Source organism: Candidatus Rhabdochlamydia porcellionis (assembly GCF_015356815.2).
Classification (GTDB): domain Bacteria; phylum Chlamydiota; class Chlamydiia; order Chlamydiales; family Rhabdochlamydiaceae; genus Rhabdochlamydia; species Rhabdochlamydia porcellionis.
In genome coordinates, this window is the sequence record NZ_CP075585.1 from 958,172 (window position 1) to 977,175 (window position 19,004).

Here is a 19,004-nt window from a genome sequence, read left to right on the forward strand (position 1 = left end):
GTTTGGCAATGGTTTGAATAAACTCTAGAAGAGTTAGCTAATCTTTGCACCGATAGCAGCTAAAGATACTTCTAAAGGCTCAGGTCCTTGTTCTGTATCTGCAGAAAGTAACATCCCTTGGCTTTCAATCCCCATGATTTTAGTGGGTTTTAGATTGGCAATTATCACTATTTTTTTACCAATTAAAGAAAGTAAATCAGATATTTTTTCACCAATTCCAGAAACAATTTGTCTTTTTTCAATTCCTAAATCTAAGGAAAGCTTTAATAGTTTTTTAGATTTAGGAACTCTTTCTACGGCTGTAATCTGCGCTACTCGTAGATCTAGTTTACGCACATCATCAATAGACACCTCTATATTCTTCAAAGGTTTTTCTAGAGCATGAGAATAGAGTTTCTTCTGTTGTTCCACAATAGTTTCGTCCTCTATTTTATTAAATAAAATCTTAGGCTCGGGCAGAGCTGTATCTACAGCAATGGTTGATTCTAAAACCTGATACCAGTTAGCTTTTTCTAAGGAACCTTCAAATCCAAGCATTAAAAAAACCTTTTGCGCGCTTTGAGGAATAATGGGGCAAGAAATAAGCGCTAAGGCCTTAAGACACTCAAGACAACAGGAAATAGTTGTCTGCATTTGCGAAAAAGTAGCTGGGCTTCGAGCTAAAATCCAAGGTTTTTTCAAATCAAAGTATACATTACCCGCTTGCGCTAGCTCCATAATAAGTTGTGAGGCTTTTCTTAAATGAAAAGAAGCATAAGCTGTTTCTGTTTGTTTGACTATATTTTTGATCTTATCCAAAAATAATTGATCTTCATCCATGAGCTCTAATCTAGGAGGCACTTTAGCAGAGAGCAGTTCTTTAGTAAATACAAGCACTCTATTTATTAGATTTCCATACTTACCTAAAAGCTCTACATTGCAGCGCATTTGAAAATCTTTCCAGGTAAATTCGCTATCTTGGGTTTCTGGCGCATTTGCAGCAATTGTATAGCGAATCTGATCCGCTGAAAAAGACTTAAAGAAGAGCTCAAGCTCAATATACCAATTATCTGACTTACTAAATTGTTTTCCTTCTAAATTATAAAACTCATTGGCGGGCAATTCATCAACAAGTTTATAAGGTTGATTCTGTCCCATAATCATTGCAGGAAAAAATAAAGCATGAAAAGGGATGTTATCTTTTCCTACGAACTGTACAAGTTTTGTTGTAGGGTCAAACCAATATTTTTTCCATTCTTCAGGTTTTCCTCGATTCTCTGCCCATTCTTTAGTAGCTGAAATATAGCCAATGGGGGCATCAAACCAAACATAGAATACCTTCCCTTGAGCATTAGGTAAAGGGACAGGTATTCCCCAATCCATATCACGAGTAATGGAGCGCCCTTTTAAATCTTCTACATAAGAACTTGCAAAATGCAAAACATTAGGTTTCCAATCCTTGGAAATAAGCCAATCGGATAGTTTTTGTTTAAAAAAATCAAAACGCAAAAACCAATGGGTAGTAGACTTTAGGACAAGAGGCAAACCTGAAATCTTGGAAATCGGCTGTATAAGATCTGTTGCTTCATAATTTGCCCCACATCTTTGACATTCATCTCCCCTTGCTTGAGAAAACTGACATTTAGGACAAGTTCCCATTACATAGCGATCTGCTAGGAATTTGCCTTCTTTTTCTGAATAAAGCTGATTCGTTATTTTTTCTTCAATATAACCATTATGTAATAAATCTAAGAAAAATTGCTGAGTGGTTTCTTTGTGCTTTGGCCAAGTTGTACGAGAATAATGATCAAAGGAAAAATTCAATTGAGAAAATAAACGCTGATTGATCGCATGAAACAAATCTACATGTTCTTGAGGACTATGTTTAGCTAATTCTGCGCTTAAGGTAATTGCGATTCCATATTCATCTGATCCGCAAACATATAGAACATCATGACCACAAAGACGCATAAATCTGGCATAGCAATCAGCAGGAAGATAAGCTCCTGCAATATGACCAAAATGCAAAGGCCCATTTGCATAGGGCAGTGCAGAGGTAATCAAAATTTTTTGAGACATGAAATTGCAATTATTCTTCAGAATCTAGTTGACTTAATACTTCAATATAATCCTTTTGAGGATTGCGTTTAGTTTCATCGAGTAATTTTGTTAAATTCACTTCTCTACCAGAACGAATATAAAAACGCGCCAATTCAATGATTTGATTAGCTAATTCAAAATTACTTTTAAATAGTCCTCGCAAATACTCATTTGTAAGAGGATGTTTAGACAGCGATGGCATAAAAAAACCTTAAGTTGAAAGTTGGCGTACACGATGTTCTTCAGCAATGACAATACTGCGTAAAACAGCATAAGCATGCTCCAAGGAATCATTTACAATATGATAGTCATAATAACTAATTTTTTTTAATTCTTGCTCTGCCCAGGATAGCCTCCGAGCTAGAGTTTTTTTATTTTCTGTCTTACGGTTTAAAAGTCTAGATTCAAGCACTTCAAGCGAAGGAGGGCTTAAGAAGATATAAATTGCAGTAAATTTTTTTTCTTTTAGCTGTATTGCCCCTTGTGTATCAATCACTAAGAAGACGTGCTTGCCTCTTTTCTGCTGAGAATGTACATATTCACAGGAAGTGCCATAATTATACCCGAAGACTTTTGCATATTCAAGGAAATCCCCTTCTTTTATTTTAGATTCAAATTCTTTTTCAGAAATAAAAAAATAATCCTTTCCATCTACCTCATTAGAGCGAGGAGGACGTGTTGTATAAGAAACACTCTCTACAATAGAGTCAAACTCATTAGATAGCATCCGTATAAGAGTAGTTTTCCCTGTTCCTGCTGGAGCACTTAAAACAAATACAAACCCTGTTAAAAAATTTGATAACATAAACTGCGGCTTACTATTCAACGTTTTGAATTTGTTCTTTCATTTTTTCTAACTCGCTTTTTACATAAATTACTAGAGGTATGATTTCGCTATCGTTTGCTTTACTACCTAAAGTATTAATCTCTCTTTGCATTTCCTGGATTAAAAACTCTAGTGTTTTACCAACTGCTTTTTCCGAAGAGATTAAATAATTACGAAAATGAATGACATGGGTCTCTAAACGCATAAGCTCTTCTGCAACATCCATTTTTTCAGCAAAAATAGCCACTTCTCTACTCGCTTTTTCTACTAAATCAGAAGAATTTGCCTGATAAGCTTTCAAAACTTCCAAAATTCTTTTACGGTATCTCTCTATCGGGATCTCTTTTTTTTGGTGAATTTTTTGCAAAGTCTCTTCTATATTTTTCAATCGATTTTGCAAGTCAGCTTCAATAGCTTTGCCTTCTTCCCGTTTCATTTTTACTAGTTGCTTCAAACCTTCTTGAGCTAATTCAAATAAAAATGCTTTAATTTTTTCTTCTTCTGCTTGGTTAAAGTAAATAGGCGGAGAAAAGTGAGAAAGCACAAAAGAAAAATCAATGGCTTTATCCGGATTATATCCCAATTCATAAGAAATATTTTCCCAATTTTCCTTAGATTTTCTTAATTGCAAAATATAATTACTATCCGAATTGATATTCTCGTGTTGCACTAAAAGACGTACAGTAATTTGCCCTCGCTCCAGGTCTTGAGCTAACCATTTACGTAAATCTACATCAAATCGCAAAAGATCCTTAGGCAAGTATATGGCAAAATCCATTATTTTGCGATTGACCGAATGAAGTTCTAAGATATAGCTCCCATCGGAGGTGGTTTTACTGCATCGGCTATAGGCCGTCATACTCTTAATCATGGAAACATTATTATGTAAAATTCTTTGATAGAAAGCAACTATGTTTGGGTTTTTAGCGGAGCAAAACTCAGACGATGAATAGGACAGGGTCCAAAAAGTTCAAGAGCTTTTAAATGTTTTTTTGTTGGATACCCTTTATGTTGTGAGAATCCGTATTCAGGCCATTGTTTATCATACTCTTGCATCAGGTCATCTCGCGTTTTTTTTGCTAAAATAGACGCTGCTGCAATGGATTGTGAATTAGCATCTCCTTTAATAATAGCTTTACCTGGTATTGCCACCTTAGGAATAAACTGATTGCCATCAACTAAAAGATAATCAGCTGAATCCTTTAAACCAAAAAATGCAATTCTCATAGCTTCAAACGTCGCCTGAAGAATATTTATATCATCAATGATCTCTGATGAAACGATTCCAATTGCATAATCAATTCCATCGAGTTTGATGAGCTCTGCAAAAATAGCAGATCTTTCAGCAGCCGTTAGTTTTTTGCTATCATCAACTCCGCAGATAAGAATATTTTTAGGTAAAACACAAGCAGCAGCTACAACAGGCCCTGCCAGAGGGCCTCTTCCTGCTTCATCAATCCCTGCTACCCGAGTGTACCCTTGTTTATATAAAGCACGTTCATATTCCGTCATTCTCTCAAGTCGACTATATTCGCTTTGAGGAAACATAAGATTCAAGCCTTTTAGCTTTTAGCTGGAGCTTTATATATCCGTTCTTTTACTTTTATTGCCTTACCCGATCTACCGCGGAAGTTATATAACTTGGCTCTACGCACACTACCTTTTTTCACCACTTCAATTTTATTGATCCGTGGACTATGCAAGAGAAACACCCTTTGTATTCCACTTGAAGAATATCGATAAAGAGTAAATGTTTCTGAAATACCTGCTCCCTTACGAGATATAACAATTCCTTCAAAAACCTGAACTCTTTCTTTTTCTCCTTCTATAATGCGTTGATGCACACGAACCGTATCACCTACGCAAAACACAGGAAGATCGGTTTTTAGCTGATCTTCATCAATTGATTGTATTAACATATCTTGAATCATTGTATTTCCTTTTCAACTAAATAATTATTGCTTAACCGCCCAAGGCATAGCATCTTGTTTCTTTCTTGCCTCTTTCTTCCATCTTTGAGCTTCAGCATGATTACCGCTCAAAAGAACTTTAGGCACACATTTTCCTTCAAATACCTCAGGTCTTGTATAACACGGCCCTTCACAGACTCCATCTTCTTGGAATGATTCATCCAACAAAGAATCTTCATTTCCTAAAACACCAGGAATAAACCGCACAACTGCATCTACAAGAACAATAGATGCTAGGCAACCATTGGTAAGAACATAATTTCCAATACTAATCTCCTCATTTACTTGTGCTTCAATTACTCTCTGATCAACCCCTTCATAATGTCCGCAGACACATACCAAATGAGGATATACAGCTAGTCTCTGACAGGTTTTTACATCTAATGGTTTTCCTTGAGGAGAAAGGTAAACCACATGAGTATTTTCTTTTTTTACACTACGAACCGCTCTAGTTACAGGACCTGGCATTAAAACCATTCCAGGGCCACCACCATAAGGACGATCATCTACTTTTTTCCACCTACCTTCACCAAAATCGCGAATATTTATGAGATCGATACGTATAAGTCCTCTTTCCTGGGCTTTTTTCAAAATACTTACGTTAAAAGGACTTTCAAAATACTCAGGGAAAAGAGAAAGAATATCAATCTGCATAAGATAAAAATTTTAAGCAGCCGGCACAGGTTGTTTTTTTCTAGCTCTTCTTTTCTTGGCTTGTTTGGCAAAACGGACTTGTTTTTTTAAACGAATTTCTTTCATTAACTCAGGAAGAGCCCGCGCAACTAAAGCTTCGGCATTAGGGGTAAGCTGCGCTCCTTGATCAATCCAATACTTAATTCTTGTCTCATTCAATAGACAATCATTTGTTGCTTTAGGATCATACCAACCAAACTTCTCGATATATTTACCATCGCGTCTTTCTCGTCCATCTGCTAATACTAGACGATAAGTTCGCCTATTTGCAGATCCTTGTTGTCTAAAACGAATTTTTAATGCCATAAGATTCCTCTGTATTCTTTAAAATTTCCATCCTTTAAAAGAAGATGGGATTTTGTTTTTTGCTATTTTTTGTTGTAAGCTTGGCATGTCTTTAAAGATATGTTTTAATCTTTTGTATTCTTTAATCATGCGGTTCACTTGATCGATAGAATTTCCACTCCCATCTGCAATCCTTCTTCTACGACTAGGCACTAATTCTACTTTTTCTAAGCGTTCTTTTTTTGTCATAGAAGAAATAATCGCAGATCGACGAGCAAACTCCTTTTCATCAAAATCCATATTTGCAAGCTCTGATCCACCTGGAAGCATTTTTAATAAGCCTTTAAGAGGTCCCATATTTTTGAGCAGCTTCATTTGTTTTAAAAGGTCATCATAGGTAAAGGAACCTTTTAGCATCTTTTTTTCTAGAGCTTTTGCTTCTTCTTTACTTGTAATCTCTTCAGCCTTACGCACAAGATTAATTACATCCCCCATCCCTAAGATTCGATCTGCCATGGAATGAGGATTGAATAACTGTAAATCGCTAACTTTTTCTCCAATCCCTTCAAATTTTAAAGGCTTTTTTGTTACTTCTTGAATAGAAATAGCGGCTCCTGCTCTTGAACTACCATCCAACATAGTTAAAATAGTTCCAGTAATCTGCACGTGCTTATCAAACTCCAAAGCTGTTTTCACAGCATCTTGCCCAGTAGCTGCACTTGCTACAAAAAGTGTTTCCTGTGGGTCAATGGCCTGTTTAATCTCTATAAGCTGCTGCATTAATTCCTCATCAATATGCAACCGTCCTGCCGTATCAATAATGAGAATATCAAACCCTTCTAAAATAGCTTTTTCCTTTGCAGCCTTTGCTACTTTAATAGGATCAATTTCTTGATTCAAAGCAACAAGCGGAACTCCTATTTCAGTAGCAAGCTTCTTAAGCTGTTCCACTGCAGCAGGTCTTTGCAGGTCACAAGCAGCTAAAAGAATTTTCTTATTAGCGTATTTTTTTCTCAGGTAGTAAGCTAGTTTTGCACACTGCGTTGTTTTGCCAGAACCTTGAAGCCCGCATAACATAATAACCGTTAGTTTTTCTTGTAACGCAAGAGGATTCTCTTGCTGCCCCATAAACAAAACAAGTTCATCATGTACAAGCTTAATAAACTGCTCGCTAGCAGAGACTGTTTTGACTATGTCTTTTCCAAGAGCTTTTTCTTGAATCCTTTTAACCAAGTTCCCTGCAACAGAGTAATTTACATCTGCATCCAAAAGAGCCATTCTTACTTGCCTTACAGCATCGGTTACATTATCTTCTGTTAAGGTTTTTTTTCCTTTTAGAGAAGCAATAATCCCTTGAAACTTTTGGGTTAGTAAATCAAACATGCTCTATACCGTTACAACAAAAAATATTGCCTTTTAGGATAAGCGGATTAAGATTCAAATTCAAGAAAAAAGAAACGATCGTGACTACTCAAGTCTTTTTCTATAAAAATCCGTGTCCAAGGTGGATTAGCAAATAATTCCTTTACTTTTTGCCCCTGAGTAGTTCCTATTTCTAAATAAACCTTAGCCCCTTTATTTAAAAATAGGGGTAATTGCTGACTCAAAAGACGATAAAAAGCTAATCCATTCTCTTCTGCTACAAGAGCTTGCTTTGGTTCAAATCCTCTTACGCTAAGATCCAATGTTTCATATTCAGATAAAGAAATGTAGGGAGGATTACAAATTACAAGGTCTGATTTTTTCCCTTCAAACGGCTTTAGCAAATCCCCTAATAAAACCTCTACTTCTACTTGATTTTGCTTGGCATTTAAAGAAGCTACATGTAAAGCATTGGGACAAAGATCGGAAAGAGTTACATTTATAAACGGAAATCTTTTTTTTAAACCAATACCTAAGCAACCGGATCCAGTACAAATGTCCCAGGCAATTTGCGGTTTTTTTTCTCCTTGCTCAATTTCTCTGCAAATACGATCTAATAAAATTTCTGTTTCTGGGCGAGGAATCAAAACAAAAGGATTCAAAGAAACAAGACAGTTATAAAACTCAATCTGACCTAAAATATACTCTATAGGTTCCTTTAAAGATAGTCGCCTAATCAAGGAGCGAAAATTCTCAAGTTCTTTTTCTTCTAAAGGCAAATCAAATTGTAGATAAAGATCTAATCGGGATTTTTTCAACACAAACGCTAGTAAGTCTTCTGCAGAACGTCTGGCTTGTACAATTTCTTTTTGTTGCAAAAATTGCGTTGCTATTTGCAAAACTTCACCTAAAGATCTCATGAAAATTGATTTCCAACACTTTCGAGTTTCTTCTGATAAAAATAAGTAATCAAAGCATTAATAATCTCATCAAGGTCCCCTTCCATAATCAAATGGAGTTTGTAAAGGGTTAAATCAATTCGATGATCAGTTACGCGATTTTGAGGAAAATTGTACGTGCGAATCCTTCCTGAACGATCTCCTGTTCCTACTTGAGAAGCTCGAAGAGAAGCCATTTCCGATTCTGCTTTCATTCTTTTTCTTTCTGCAAGTTTAGCAACTAAAAGACGCTTTGCTTTATCTTTATTTTTATGCTGACTGCGCTCTTCTTGACAAGAAGTAACAAGCCCGGTTGGAATATGAGTAATGCGTACAGCTGAATCTGTGGTATTTACATGTTGGCCACCAGCTCCTGAAGCTCGATATGTATCGATTTTAAGATCTTTCTCATCTAAAACAATTTTTTCACTCTCGTCCGGCTCAACTAAAATCGCAACAGTAACCGCTGATGTATGCACTCGTCCCTGTGCTTCGGTTTTAGGAACTCTCTGAACACGATGCGTCCCTGCCTCATACTGCAAACATCTATACACATTATGCCCAGAAATAACCATAAAATATTCTTTAAAACCGCCCATCTCAGATGAAGTACAAGACAAAAGCTCATGTTTCCAGCCTTTAGAATCTGCGTATAATTTATACATTCTAACACAGTCTCCGACGAAAATAGCTGCTTCATCGCCTCCTGTACCAGCTCGCATTTCTAAAATAACATTACGGCTATCAAGAGGATCAGGAGGAATCAACAAATGGTTTAAATCAGAAGTAGAAATAGAAATTTTTTTTTCCAATTCCTCTATTTCTTGCCGAATAAAATCTGCAAAAACAAGATCTTTCTCTTCTTTTAACAAATTTTGACTTTCCTCTAATTGTTTTTGCAGATCTTCACAAAGCAGCCATTTATCTTTTATTTCTGATAGATAAGAATGTTCTTGAGCGAGTTCTTGATAACGTTTTTGATCAGAGAGCACATCTGCTCGAGCCAGCAATTCTTCTACTTGTTCAAATCGAAAAAGAAGCTTACGCATCTGCTCTTGCATGTACTACCTAAGTTAGGTTTTAAGTTTTTTTTGTTTTTTTACGGCTGGTTTTTTTACCGGCCTTAGCTTCGATGATCTCTACATTCTCTTCTTGCTTTTGCTTTACTTTTTTAGCATATCGATTAACAAATCGACCTACTCTTCCTTCAGAATCAATTAATTTTTTGTCTTTTGTGAAAAATGGATGAGATGCAGATGTAATAGGGGCTCTGTATACAGGATATTCCTTTCCTTCATAAACTTGTCTCTCTTTAGTCTGCAGAGTGCTACCACAAACGAAGGAAAATCCAGTTGCAGAATCAACAAATAAGACTTCTTGATAAAGAGGGTGGCCTTTCTTTTTCATAATAACTCCTTAAGAGAAAAATAGGTTTTGATCATGTAATTTAATCGCTTTTTCATTTAAAAACAAGAATTTAAGAGTTCTGTGCTAAAGATAAGTAGGCCATACGAGCTGTTAGTAGCCCCTCAAGCACACCTTCCTCATATCGAAAATGAGGATGAAGCTCGAGACAAGGAAAGTCGTTGGGCTGCAGCAGATCATCTTCAATAATCCCAGGAACAATTCTTTGCGCACAAACAAGCAATCTTTTTTTTTGAATCTTAATTAAATCGTCAAAAACACTTTCCATCTCTTTCCTTCCTCCTCTGTTTAAAAAAATGAATCATAATCTCTGAACATTCTTTCTCCAAAACGCCAGCGGTTATCCTAATTTGGTGAAAAGGATGCTTTAAAGAAAATAAGTTCACAAAGCTTCCATTAGCTCCACAGCGCTTATCAGGGGCTCCCCACACAAGACGAGCAACACGAGCTTGTAACAAAGCTCCAGCACACATAGAGCAAGGTTCTAAAGTAGAGTAAAGAGTAGTTTGCAAAAGCCGCCAGTTTTTGATCTTTCTTGAAGCTTTTTGTAAACAAATGATTTCTGCATGTTGAGTTGGATCTGATTTACCTTCCGTCTGATTATAGCCTCGAGCAACAATTCGGTCATTTAATACAAGTACAGCACCTACAGGGACTTCTTGTTTTTTATAAGCTTTTTTCGCTTCTATTAGCGCTTCTTGCATAAATTTAATATCATTTTCCACAAAAACCTAAAAACTTTAAGCAACAATAAGATCGTTTAAAAGAACTCAAATATCAAGGTTTTACTATAAAAACTCCACTGTAAAAATTTCTTAAGTCAAGACATGCAAGGAATACATAGCTTCAAAATAAAGTTAATCAATTTTTTAAAAAGGCGAAAATTATCTATAAAAAGGCTTTTCTGTTGCTCTCATTAAAGGTTTGCGTTATAATGGGGCCTATGCTTTACAATTTAAAGTTTGCCTATTTGTTTTAACTCTCAATCTTTACGGGAGATTTTTTATAATGTCTTTAGATAAAGGTACCAAAGAAGAGATCACGAAGAAATTTCAATTGCATGAAAAAGATACTGGATCAGCAGATGTGCAAATTGCTATCCTTTCAGAAAGAATTGCAGAAATTAGTGAACATCTTAAGCGTGAGTCCAAGGATATTGTCTCTAGACTTACCTTAATGAAGCTTGTTGGACAGAGGCGTAAGCTTCTTGACTATCTCAATTCTACTGATACTCAGCGATACCAAAGTTTAGTCAAACGACTAAATTTGCGTCAAAAATTTTAAATCGCAAATTCTTGAGTGCTTATACTAACCGCTAGGACTCTTCGCTTAGCGGTTTTTTCTCTTTAACGCCTTAAAAGCTCTGTATTTGACTTGTTGCTTATCTTTCTTCTTGTTATAGTTTTACTTAAAGCTCGTCTTTTCAGGGTAATATTTTAGTTGACGAATCGATGAAATGGGCATTTCATCCTCCAACCAAAGCAACCCCACTAAAAACTATTTAAGGAGATAACATCTCATGCAATTTGACCATCAGAAAATAACTGTCTCTATTGAAGAAGGAAAAACTATAACATTTGAGACGGGCATAGTGGCTCGCCAAGCAAATGGTGCTGTTGTTTTAACTTGCGGAGAAACCGTTTTGTTAAGCACTGCTTGCCAAGGAAATGTCCCTTCTGCAGAAACAGATTTTCTTCCTTTACGCATAGATTATCAGGAAAAGTTTTCTTCTTCAGGAAAAACTTTAGGTGGTTTTATTAAACGTGAAGGGCGGCCTACAGAAAGAGAAACTCTTGTGTGTCGATTAATCGATAGACCTCTAAGGCCTATGTTTGAAAAAGGATACTTTAATGAAGTCCAGGTTCTCTCTTATGTATTATCCTATGATGGAATAAGTGCTCCTGAACCTTTAGCTATTTGTGCGGCTTCAGCAGCACTTGTCATTTCCGATATTCCTTTAATTAAACCCATTGGGGCTGTACGCGTTGGAATGATTGATGAGAAATTTATCATCAATCCAACTGTAGAAGAACAAAAGTCCTCTAAATTGGATTTAATGTTAGCTGGAACAGAAGAGGCCATCTTAATGATTGAAGGATATGCTGATTTTCTTACAGAAGAACAAGTTTTAATAGCTGTAGAAAAAGGACATGCTGCAATTAAAACGATTTGTCAAACTCTAAGCAAATGGCAAATACAGATCGGCAAGCCTAAAAATTTTGGAGAATTAAGATTTTTATCTACAGATTTGATCGACGATATGCGTGAGAAAATAAGCTCTCATCTAAATACTGCACTAAGGATCAAAGAAAAATCAGATAGAGAGTCTACTGTCAAAGAGCTATTTACAGAAATACTTGCTCAATATGCTTCTGATAAAGATATTGTATATACAGAAGTAGAGATTAAAAGTGCATTTAAAAAAATTCAAGCTGAACTTCTGCGTAAAATGATTTTAGATGAAAACATACGTGCTGATGGCAGAAGATCAGACCAAGTTCGCGCTATTGATATTAAACCTTCTTTTTTACCTCGTACACATGGCAGTGCTTTATTTACAAGAGGAGAAACTCAATCTTTATCTGTTTGCACGCTTGGTGGAGAAAACATGGCACAGCGCTCTGAGAATTTAGATGGAGAGCTTTCTAATCGTTTTTATTTACAATATTTCTTTCCTCCTTTTTCAGTTGGCGAAGTAGGGCGCTTAGGAGCTCCTGGAAGACGAGAAGTTGGTCATGGTAAATTAGCAGAACGCTCGTTAGCAAAGGCTATTCCTTCCATGGATGTATTCCCCTATGTTATTCGTTTAGAATCAAACATTACAGAATCCAATGGATCTTCTTCCATGGCATCTGTTTGTGGATGCTGTCTTGCCTTAATGGATGCAGGTGTACCGATTAAAAGACCTATTGCAGGAATTGCCATGGGATTAATCTTAGAAGAAACAAGGTTCGCTATTCTCTCTGATATTCTTGGATTAGAAGATGCTTTAGGCGATATGGACTTCAAAATTGCAGGAGATATGGAAGGAATAACTGCTTTCCAACTCGACATTAAAGTAGAAGGGATTACCATCGAGGTTATGCAAGCAGCTCTAGCTCAAGCTAAGCAAGGAAGACTTCACATTTTACACAAAATGCTTGAAACATGTCCTAAGTCCAAAGAAAACCTTTCCTCCTATGCTCCACGTATCGAAACTGTTATGATTAAACCTTCAAAAATAGGAACATTAATTGGACCAGCAGGTAAGCAAATTCGCGCCATTATTGAAGAAACCGGTGCACAAATCGATATTGATGATAGTGGCCGTGTCAGCATTGCATCCACTAATAGTGAATCGATGAACAGGGCCAAAGAGATGATCCATAATCTAACAACTGATGTAGAGATTGGAAAAACTTATAAAGGGAAAGTGGTATCCATCGTTAATTTTGGTGCTTTTGTAGAAATCTATGGCAGAGAATGTCTATGTCATATCTCTGAGCTCGCTTACAGTAGAGTTCAAAATGTAGAAGATGTAGTAAAACTAGGCGATACCATTGAAGTTAAAGTCTTAGATATTAATGATCGTGGTCAAGTTAAACTCAGCCATAAAGCAACCCTTCCAATGCCCTACAAAGATGCAGCTCGCGGAGGCTAGGGTTTTTAATAATTAAAATCGGAATAATCGGTTTCACAAAACCGTTGATTCCGGTTTAATTCATTAATCTTTTTCATATCTTCGGTGTGTAAAAAGAAATCAAATACATGAAAGTTTTCTTGTAAATGTTGCTTAGAAGAACCTTTAACTACTACTGCTATTTCCTTTTGAATTAGCCATTTTAAGATGATTTGTGCAGGTGTTTTTTGATACTTATCCCCTATCTTTTTAAATATTTTCTCTTGAACAAGCTCTCCCTTACCCAAAGGGCGGTAAGCAATTAAGCCAATTTGGTGATTTTGACAAAATTGCCACAGCTCTTTTTGATAAAGGTAAGGATGAAACTCCACTTGGTTATAATCAATCCGAACACCATTATCTATCGCATCTTGCAGATGATGTATAGTAAAATTGCTCACTCCAATATGATGAACTATACCTTGTTTTTTTAATTTTTCCATCTCTTTTAGAATTTTTATCATCGGTTTTTCTCGATCAGGCCAATGAATCAGAAATAAATCCAAATAATCTAAATTTAACTCTTGTAGAACCAAATTACAGCTGTCTTCAGCACTCTTTTGATCTAGAAAAAATTTAGAGGTAATGAATAATTTTTCCCGATTAAACCCCTGAATTGCTTTTGCAATATCTCGATGGTTTTCATAAATCAGCGCTGTGTCAATATGACGATAGCCTAATTCTAAAGCCATTTTTATCGTAGAAATACAAGACTTACCCGATAATTTCCATGTGCCTAAACCAATTAAAGGAACGTTTTCTTTTTTATCCATTAAAAAACCTTAACTTGTATTTTTAATCAAAAAGTATACTTTTTTGGTTTTATTTGCTAAATACATCTTTAGGATAAATTTTGAAAAGATAGCTTCTTGTTTGATGTGATTAAAAAAAGACTTAAAATCAGATGATTATTGATCAGCTATGATCATGACACCAACACTCTGTGATATGGTCGTTAACTAATCCTACAGCCTGCATAAATGCATAAATAATCGTAGAGCCTACAAATGTCATGCCACGTTTTTTTAGGTCTTTAGCAAGAGCATTACTCTCAATGGTAGTAGCTGGAATTTCTTCTAATCTCTGCCAATGGTTGATAATCGGTTTATTGTTTACAAAACTCCAAACATAGCAATCAAAAGAGCCGAATTCTTTTTGAATCTTTAAGAATACTTGAGCATTTTTACGTGCCGCATAAATTTTCAACTGATTACGAATAATTTCAGGATTTTGGCGTAAACCTTCTAGTTCTAAGTTGCTCATTAAGGCAACTTTTGCAGGATCAAAACGATGAAAAGCTTTTCGATACCCCTCTCGTCTTTTTAAAATGGTCTCCCAGCTTAAACCCGCTTGAGCTCCTTCAAGAATGAGCATTTCAAATAAATGTTGATCATTATGTACAGCGATTCCCCATTCGTTGTCGTGATATTTCGCATAAAGCTTACTAACCCCAAAACAGCGCTTTTTTCCATCAATCCCAAGCATTTGCTCATCCTCTTGCCTTTTACAAGATCACTATAGATAATAAATGAACTTCAATAAAAAAACCTCCAAAAAAGAAGTTTTTAAAAAGCTTGTTGAATCAGCTAAACCCATGGTTGCTTGCAAAACTTGTATATAGTAATTGAAAAATTCATTGACATGCCTAGGCCTTATTCAATAGATTTGAGAAAGCGAGTGCTTTAATATCTGGAGAAATCCCGATAAGAAAAAATTTGGCATGTTTTTAAGAATAAGAGCCCTTAAAAAGAGCTCTTTGTAAGAACTTAAATCTGTTGAGAAGAAGGACTATCGCTAATTGGGAAAGCCCGATCAGAGGATGTTTGAGGTGGTGGTGGTGCTTTTTTCTGTTGTTTTTCTTCTTCTAGGCTTCGTTTCTTTTTCTCGATGTCAAAAGTTCCATCGATGAGAGCACGGGCTTCTTCACCGCTTACGGTTTCATATTCCACTAAAGCTTCTGCAAGCCTTTGCAGACCATCTCTTTTCTCAGAAATAATCTGTGTTGCCTTTTCATTTGCTTCATGAAGAATCTTTTTAACTTCTTCATCAATAGCTTCCGCCGTTGCTTCAGAATAGCTTTTTTCATGATAGTTAGATACCCCTATATACTGTCCATTATCGGATCCTTCGTCATAAGCAACAGTACCTAATTTTTCATTCATCCCCCATGCACACACCATACGACGAGCAAGTTTCGTAGCTTGTGAAATATCCATTTGCGCACCGCTTGAGATATCTCCAATAAAGATTTCTTCTGCGATCCGCCCTCCCATAAGCACAGCAAGTTCATCCAAAAGTTCTTTTTTCCAATAGCTTAGTTTATTCTTTTTAGGCATAAAATGCGTAGCGCCAAGAGATAACCCTCTAGGAATAATGGTAACTTTGTCCACAGGATCTGAGTGTTTGACAAAAAGAGCAACTGCAGTATGTCCTGCTTCATGATAGGCTGTAGTTTTCTTTTCATTTTGAGAGATTTCTAAACTTCTGCGCTCTTTTCCATAACGCACCTTATCACAAGCTTCTGCAGCATCAGCCGCTGTTACTGCGTAACGACCTTTACGTGCTGACAACAAAGCTGCTTCATTCAGGATATTTGCTAAATCAGCACCTGAGGAGCCTGGTGTATTACGAGCAATATTCATGAGATCCACAGCAGGGTCCAATTTAATTTTACGAGCATGTACCTTTAAAATTTCATATCTACCTTTAATATCGGGAAGATCGATCACAATCCTTCGATCAAACCGACCAGGGCGCAATAGTGCTTTATCTAGTACATCGGGGCGATTGGTTGCAGCAATTAAAATGACCCCTTCATTCGTATCAAATCCATCCATTTCAACAAGAAGCTGATTGAGGGTTTGTTCTCTTTCGTCATGCCCACCGCCAATTCCGGAGCCGCGATGACGTCCCACAGCATCAATTTCATCGATAAAAATAATACAAGGAGCACTCTTTTTAGCTTGATCAAAGAGATCTCGGATCCGACTTGCTCCTACACCGACAAACATTTCTACAAAATCAGAACCTGAGATAAAGAAAAAAGGACGATCGGCTTCTCCAGCAACAGCCTTGGCTATTAAAGTTTTTCCCGTTCCAGGAGCTCCTACCATTAAAACACCTTTAGGAATACGTGCTCCTAAGGCTGTAAATTTGCCAGGTTCTTTTAAAAAATCAACAATTTCTTGCAATTCCTCTTTAGCCTCTTCACAACCAGCTACGTCTTTAAAAGTAAATTTATTCTTATCTTTAGTTAAAAGACGAGCGGGTGATTTCCCAAAATTCATTGCATTTGTCCCTACACCTTTCATCTGACGAGAAAAGATAAAATACAATACAGCAACAACAAGCACTACTGGTAAAATCGTCAAAATATAACTAAAGTAATTAGGAGAGGGCTCTTCGCTTTTAAAGGTCTTCTCTAATACAAGATTACGAGGTTGATCTGGAGCCTTAAATAAAGCTCCTTTATTTACTCCAAAGTTATCCCATTCCTGTTTAGCTTGAGAGAACCAGTGAGCGTACACTTCAGGATCTTGTTTTTCTAGCATCCGAGTAGACAATTCTTGGTTATTAAAATACCAAGTGACATTTGCAACGTTTTGTCTAGATTTTTCAAACTGCGCCTCATTTTTCTCTAACAAAGAAAGCACGCTTGCATATTCTTCCAATTGAGCCTTATAGTTACGTACACTTCTTAATTGAAGTAGGCGTACATTCTGTTGTTCTTGATTGAGCTCTGAAACAAGTTGATCTAATGAAGTAAGAGTGCTTCGATAAATGGAAATCTGCTCTTGTGGAGTTAAGGAAGAAGCTTGATTCACTTCTTGATAAAGCTCTTTAAGTTGATGTTTCATCGTTTCATTGCCAATACCAAGAGCTGGAGAGCGAAACCTTTCAATCAAGGTGAGTAAATCCTTACCAAAAGTAGCGGTTTCTGTGGGGTTTGTTTCTCGAGAAAGCAAAGGGAATGTTTTTTCTAGGTCATTAAGACTGATTAATCCTTGATTGGAAACAGATTTAATGACAACGCTATGGTTTTCATTAGGAGTATTATAAATAGGGTCTATGACAACATATCCTTCTTTGGGAATCGGCTGCCCACTTAAACGAAGTAATAGATCTGCTGATTCTTCCACCAGTTTTTTTGATTGACCAATCCCAGAAGCAAGTTCTTCTTTTTTTCCGCTAAGTTCATGATTTAAGTAAAGAAGTTCAAGGTAGCGATAATGGCTCTTTGCTTCATCGCTTTGTTTGTCCTTAAACCTGCCAGTAAAGGTCACTAAATTATCATTTAATGCTGCTTTACGGCTCTCGTCTTTTTGGATCAGATCCAAATTTACAAGATGCTCTACTTGATAACTAAAAGAAACTTTAGCAGATTTATCATCCTGTAAATTTTGAATGGTCAAAATCACCAAGACGGCTGCTAGTAGCAGAATAAAAAAGCCTCCTGGCAAACCTTTTTTAGGGCTAGATTCTGGTTTTAAATTGTCATTATTCATAATATTTAAACACTCTCTTGGATTAAAAGATTAAACCACTCAATCTCGATTAAAGTAAAGCTGTTTTTATCTTTTAGTTTTACAATCAAATCACTGAGAACAAGTATATTCCACTCTTAAGCATGAAACCTTGCAAGATGGAGTTTTTTTACATCTTAGCAAAAAGAAACTTATTTTTTCTTTAATTTTTAAACTACTTTGTTTGAATTATATGAATCTAAATGATTTAGAATTACATAATAAATATTAAACTGTTATTTTTTTATGCTATTTTTTATTAAAATAAGCCGCCCGGAATCAATTTTTAATAGTTTTTTCTTATAAATAAGCTCTTTTTTAATTTTACTTTTTACTATAAATTTCATAATTATATCCATAAAAGAACTAGGTAATATCACTTTCTGCATTCGCAACCATTGTTTAACAGCATAATAGAGTTCTACTTTATCTAAAGGCAGAAAGGGATTTAAATCCCATTCTACTTTGTTATAATCTTCTTTTTGCGTTGTGAATAACATAAGATTTTTTTGATAAAAATAGCTATCTAGTTCTTGTGCTTGCCTTCCTAATTTACAAAGGTTTCCAGCAATTTCCTTACCAAAAAGGCGACTTAACTCCGGAAAGATCTCTTTACGCATTCTTGCTCTTAAAAATTGAAGGTTCTCATTTGTAGGATCTTCTATAGGAACAAGAGATCTTTTTTCTAGCCAGCTACGAAGGGTTTTTTTAGAAACAGAGAGTAGAGGACGCCAAATACGCATTTCTTCTAATCTCATATCTGATTGTATTCCACGTAGTGACGTAAGATGTGCTCCTTCGCAGATTCTTTTTAAAACAACTTCTGCTTGATCTTCTGCTTGATGTGCTAATAAAAGAGCTTGACAATCTAATTTTTTATAAAGTTCTTTAAAAAATTGTAATCTTTTTTCTCGACCTTGTTGCTCTAGATTTTTTTTTTCAAAATCTTCAAAATGTAAAACTTTTAAGTAAAAGAGCAGTCCAAGCTCTTCTACTTCTTTTTGCAGCATTTTAGCCTGTTTGCAGCTCTCTTCTCGCCATCCATGATCAATATGAGCCACATAGAGAGGAAATTTGAATAATAAAGAACACTCTAAGCTCAAGTAAAGCAAAGCTTTAGAATCACATCCTCCTGAATAAGCTAATAAAATGGGCTGACTAGATACATTTTTAGATTTTAGAAAATCTTTTATCGTTTTAAACAACGGGTCTTTTACCTTTAACATTTTCCTCTTTTTGAAATAT

General features: G+C 35.9%; 20 protein-coding genes. 2 read left to right on the forward strand and 18 right to left on the reverse strand.

Going from position 1 to position 19,004, the window contains the following annotated elements:
* Positions 1 to 33 precede the first annotated feature (33 nt).
* The 14 genes from metG to tadA all read right to left on the reverse strand — a co-directional run bounded on the left by metG (position 34) and on the right by tadA (position 10,303).
* Positions 34 to 2,058, reverse strand: a complete 2,025-nt coding sequence (gene metG, locus RHAB15C_RS04415; RefSeq protein ID WP_194845343.1) for a methionine--tRNA ligase — start codon at positions 2,056 to 2,058, stop codon at positions 34 to 36.
* 10 nt (positions 2,059 to 2,068) lie between these two features.
* Complete coding sequence (locus tag RHAB15C_RS04420) at positions 2,069 to 2,281, reverse strand: hypothetical protein (protein WP_194845342.1); 213 nt, start codon at positions 2,279 to 2,281, stop codon at positions 2,069 to 2,071.
* Between the two features lie 9 nt (positions 2,282 to 2,290).
* Complete coding sequence (gene gmk / locus RHAB15C_RS04425; protein WP_194845341.1) at positions 2,291 to 2,884, reverse strand: guanylate kinase; 594 nt, start codon at positions 2,882 to 2,884, stop codon at positions 2,291 to 2,293.
* A 13-nt stretch (positions 2,885 to 2,897) separates the two neighbouring features.
* Positions 2,898 to 3,764 (reverse strand): YicC/YloC family endoribonuclease, encoded by an 867-nt coding sequence (locus RHAB15C_RS04430; protein WP_194845340.1) that lies wholly within the window; start codon positions 3,762 to 3,764, stop codon positions 2,898 to 2,900.
* A gap of 50 nt (positions 3,765 to 3,814) precedes the next feature.
* Complete coding sequence (rnhB, locus tag RHAB15C_RS04435) at positions 3,815 to 4,453, reverse strand: ribonuclease HII (RefSeq protein WP_194845339.1); 639 nt, start codon at positions 4,451 to 4,453, stop codon at positions 3,815 to 3,817.
* A 14-nt stretch (positions 4,454 to 4,467) separates the two neighbouring features.
* A complete protein-coding gene (rplS, locus tag RHAB15C_RS04440; protein WP_194845338.1) occupies positions 4,468 to 4,836 on the reverse strand; it encodes a 50S ribosomal protein L19 in 369 nt (122 codons plus the stop codon).
* Between the two features lie 24 nt (positions 4,837 to 4,860).
* The gene (gene trmD / locus RHAB15C_RS04445) at positions 4,861 to 5,529 is read right to left on the reverse strand and encodes a tRNA (guanosine(37)-N1)-methyltransferase TrmD (RefSeq protein ID WP_194845337.1); all 669 of its coding nucleotides are present in this window, start codon (positions 5,527 to 5,529) and stop codon (positions 4,861 to 4,863) included.
* A gap of 12 nt (positions 5,530 to 5,541) precedes the next feature.
* The gene (rpsP, locus tag RHAB15C_RS04450; RefSeq protein WP_194845336.1) at positions 5,542 to 5,874 is read right to left on the reverse strand and encodes a 30S ribosomal protein S16; all 333 of its coding nucleotides are present in this window, start codon (positions 5,872 to 5,874) and stop codon (positions 5,542 to 5,544) included.
* Between the two features lie 18 nt (positions 5,875 to 5,892).
* On the reverse strand, positions 5,893 to 7,236 hold the full coding sequence (ffh, locus tag RHAB15C_RS04455) for a signal recognition particle protein (RefSeq protein ID WP_194845335.1): 1,344 nt from the start codon (positions 7,234 to 7,236) through the stop codon (positions 5,893 to 5,895).
* Between the two features lie 47 nt (positions 7,237 to 7,283).
* Positions 7,284 to 8,135, reverse strand: a complete 852-nt coding sequence (prmC, locus tag RHAB15C_RS04460) for a peptide chain release factor N(5)-glutamine methyltransferase (RefSeq protein WP_194845334.1) — start codon at positions 8,133 to 8,135, stop codon at positions 7,284 to 7,286.
* Positions 8,132 to 9,214: a peptide chain release factor 1 gene (prfA, locus tag RHAB15C_RS04465; protein ID WP_194845333.1), complete on the reverse strand. Its 1,083-nt coding sequence runs from the start codon at positions 9,212 to 9,214 to the stop codon at positions 8,132 to 8,134. Before prfA ends, prmC begins: the two co-directional genes overlap by 4 nt.
* A 19-nt stretch (positions 9,215 to 9,233) precedes the next feature.
* Entirely contained in the window at positions 9,234 to 9,560 is a 327-nt protein-coding gene (locus RHAB15C_RS04470) for a type B 50S ribosomal protein L31 (RefSeq protein WP_194845332.1), read from the reverse strand.
* Between the two features lie 70 nt (positions 9,561 to 9,630).
* Entirely contained in the window at positions 9,631 to 9,846 is a 216-nt protein-coding gene (locus RHAB15C_RS04475) for a hypothetical protein (RefSeq protein WP_194845331.1), read from the reverse strand.
* Positions 9,830 to 10,303: a tRNA adenosine(34) deaminase TadA gene (tadA, locus tag RHAB15C_RS04480; RefSeq protein WP_281422342.1), complete on the reverse strand. Its 474-nt coding sequence runs from the start codon at positions 10,301 to 10,303 to the stop codon at positions 9,830 to 9,832. Before tadA ends, RHAB15C_RS04475 begins: the two co-directional genes overlap by 17 nt.
* 283 nt (positions 10,304 to 10,586) lie before the next feature.
* On the opposite strand from tadA, the gene rpsO reads away from it, so the two are divergent.
* A complete protein-coding gene (gene rpsO, locus RHAB15C_RS04485) occupies positions 10,587 to 10,862 on the forward strand; it encodes a 30S ribosomal protein S15 (protein ID WP_194845329.1) in 276 nt (91 codons plus the stop codon).
* Positions 10,863 to 11,097: 235 nt separating this feature from the next.
* Positions 11,098 to 13,218: a polyribonucleotide nucleotidyltransferase gene (pnp, locus tag RHAB15C_RS04490; protein ID WP_194845328.1), complete on the forward strand. Its 2,121-nt coding sequence runs from the start codon at positions 11,098 to 11,100 to the stop codon at positions 13,216 to 13,218.
* A 5-nt stretch (positions 13,219 to 13,223) separates the two neighbouring features.
* Here the strand turns inward: pnp and RHAB15C_RS04495 are convergent, their stop codons facing one another.
* The 4 genes from RHAB15C_RS04495 to tilS all read right to left on the reverse strand — a co-directional run bounded on the left by RHAB15C_RS04495 (position 13,224) and on the right by tilS (position 18,985).
* Positions 13,224 to 14,009: an aldo/keto reductase gene (locus tag RHAB15C_RS04495; RefSeq protein WP_194845327.1), complete on the reverse strand. Its 786-nt coding sequence runs from the start codon at positions 14,007 to 14,009 to the stop codon at positions 13,224 to 13,226.
* A gap of 142 nt (positions 14,010 to 14,151) precedes the next feature.
* The gene (locus RHAB15C_RS04500) at positions 14,152 to 14,721 is read right to left on the reverse strand and encodes a DNA-3-methyladenine glycosylase I (RefSeq protein ID WP_194845326.1); all 570 of its coding nucleotides are present in this window, start codon (positions 14,719 to 14,721) and stop codon (positions 14,152 to 14,154) included.
* 281 nt (positions 14,722 to 15,002) lie between these two features.
* The gene (ftsH, locus tag RHAB15C_RS04505) at positions 15,003 to 17,741 is read right to left on the reverse strand and encodes an ATP-dependent zinc metalloprotease FtsH (protein WP_194845325.1); all 2,739 of its coding nucleotides are present in this window, start codon (positions 17,739 to 17,741) and stop codon (positions 15,003 to 15,005) included.
* Between the two features lie 254 nt (positions 17,742 to 17,995).
* Complete coding sequence (tilS, locus tag RHAB15C_RS04510) at positions 17,996 to 18,985, reverse strand: tRNA lysidine(34) synthetase TilS (RefSeq protein WP_194845324.1); 990 nt, start codon at positions 18,983 to 18,985, stop codon at positions 17,996 to 17,998.
* Between the last annotated feature and the right edge of the window lie 19 nt (positions 18,986 to 19,004).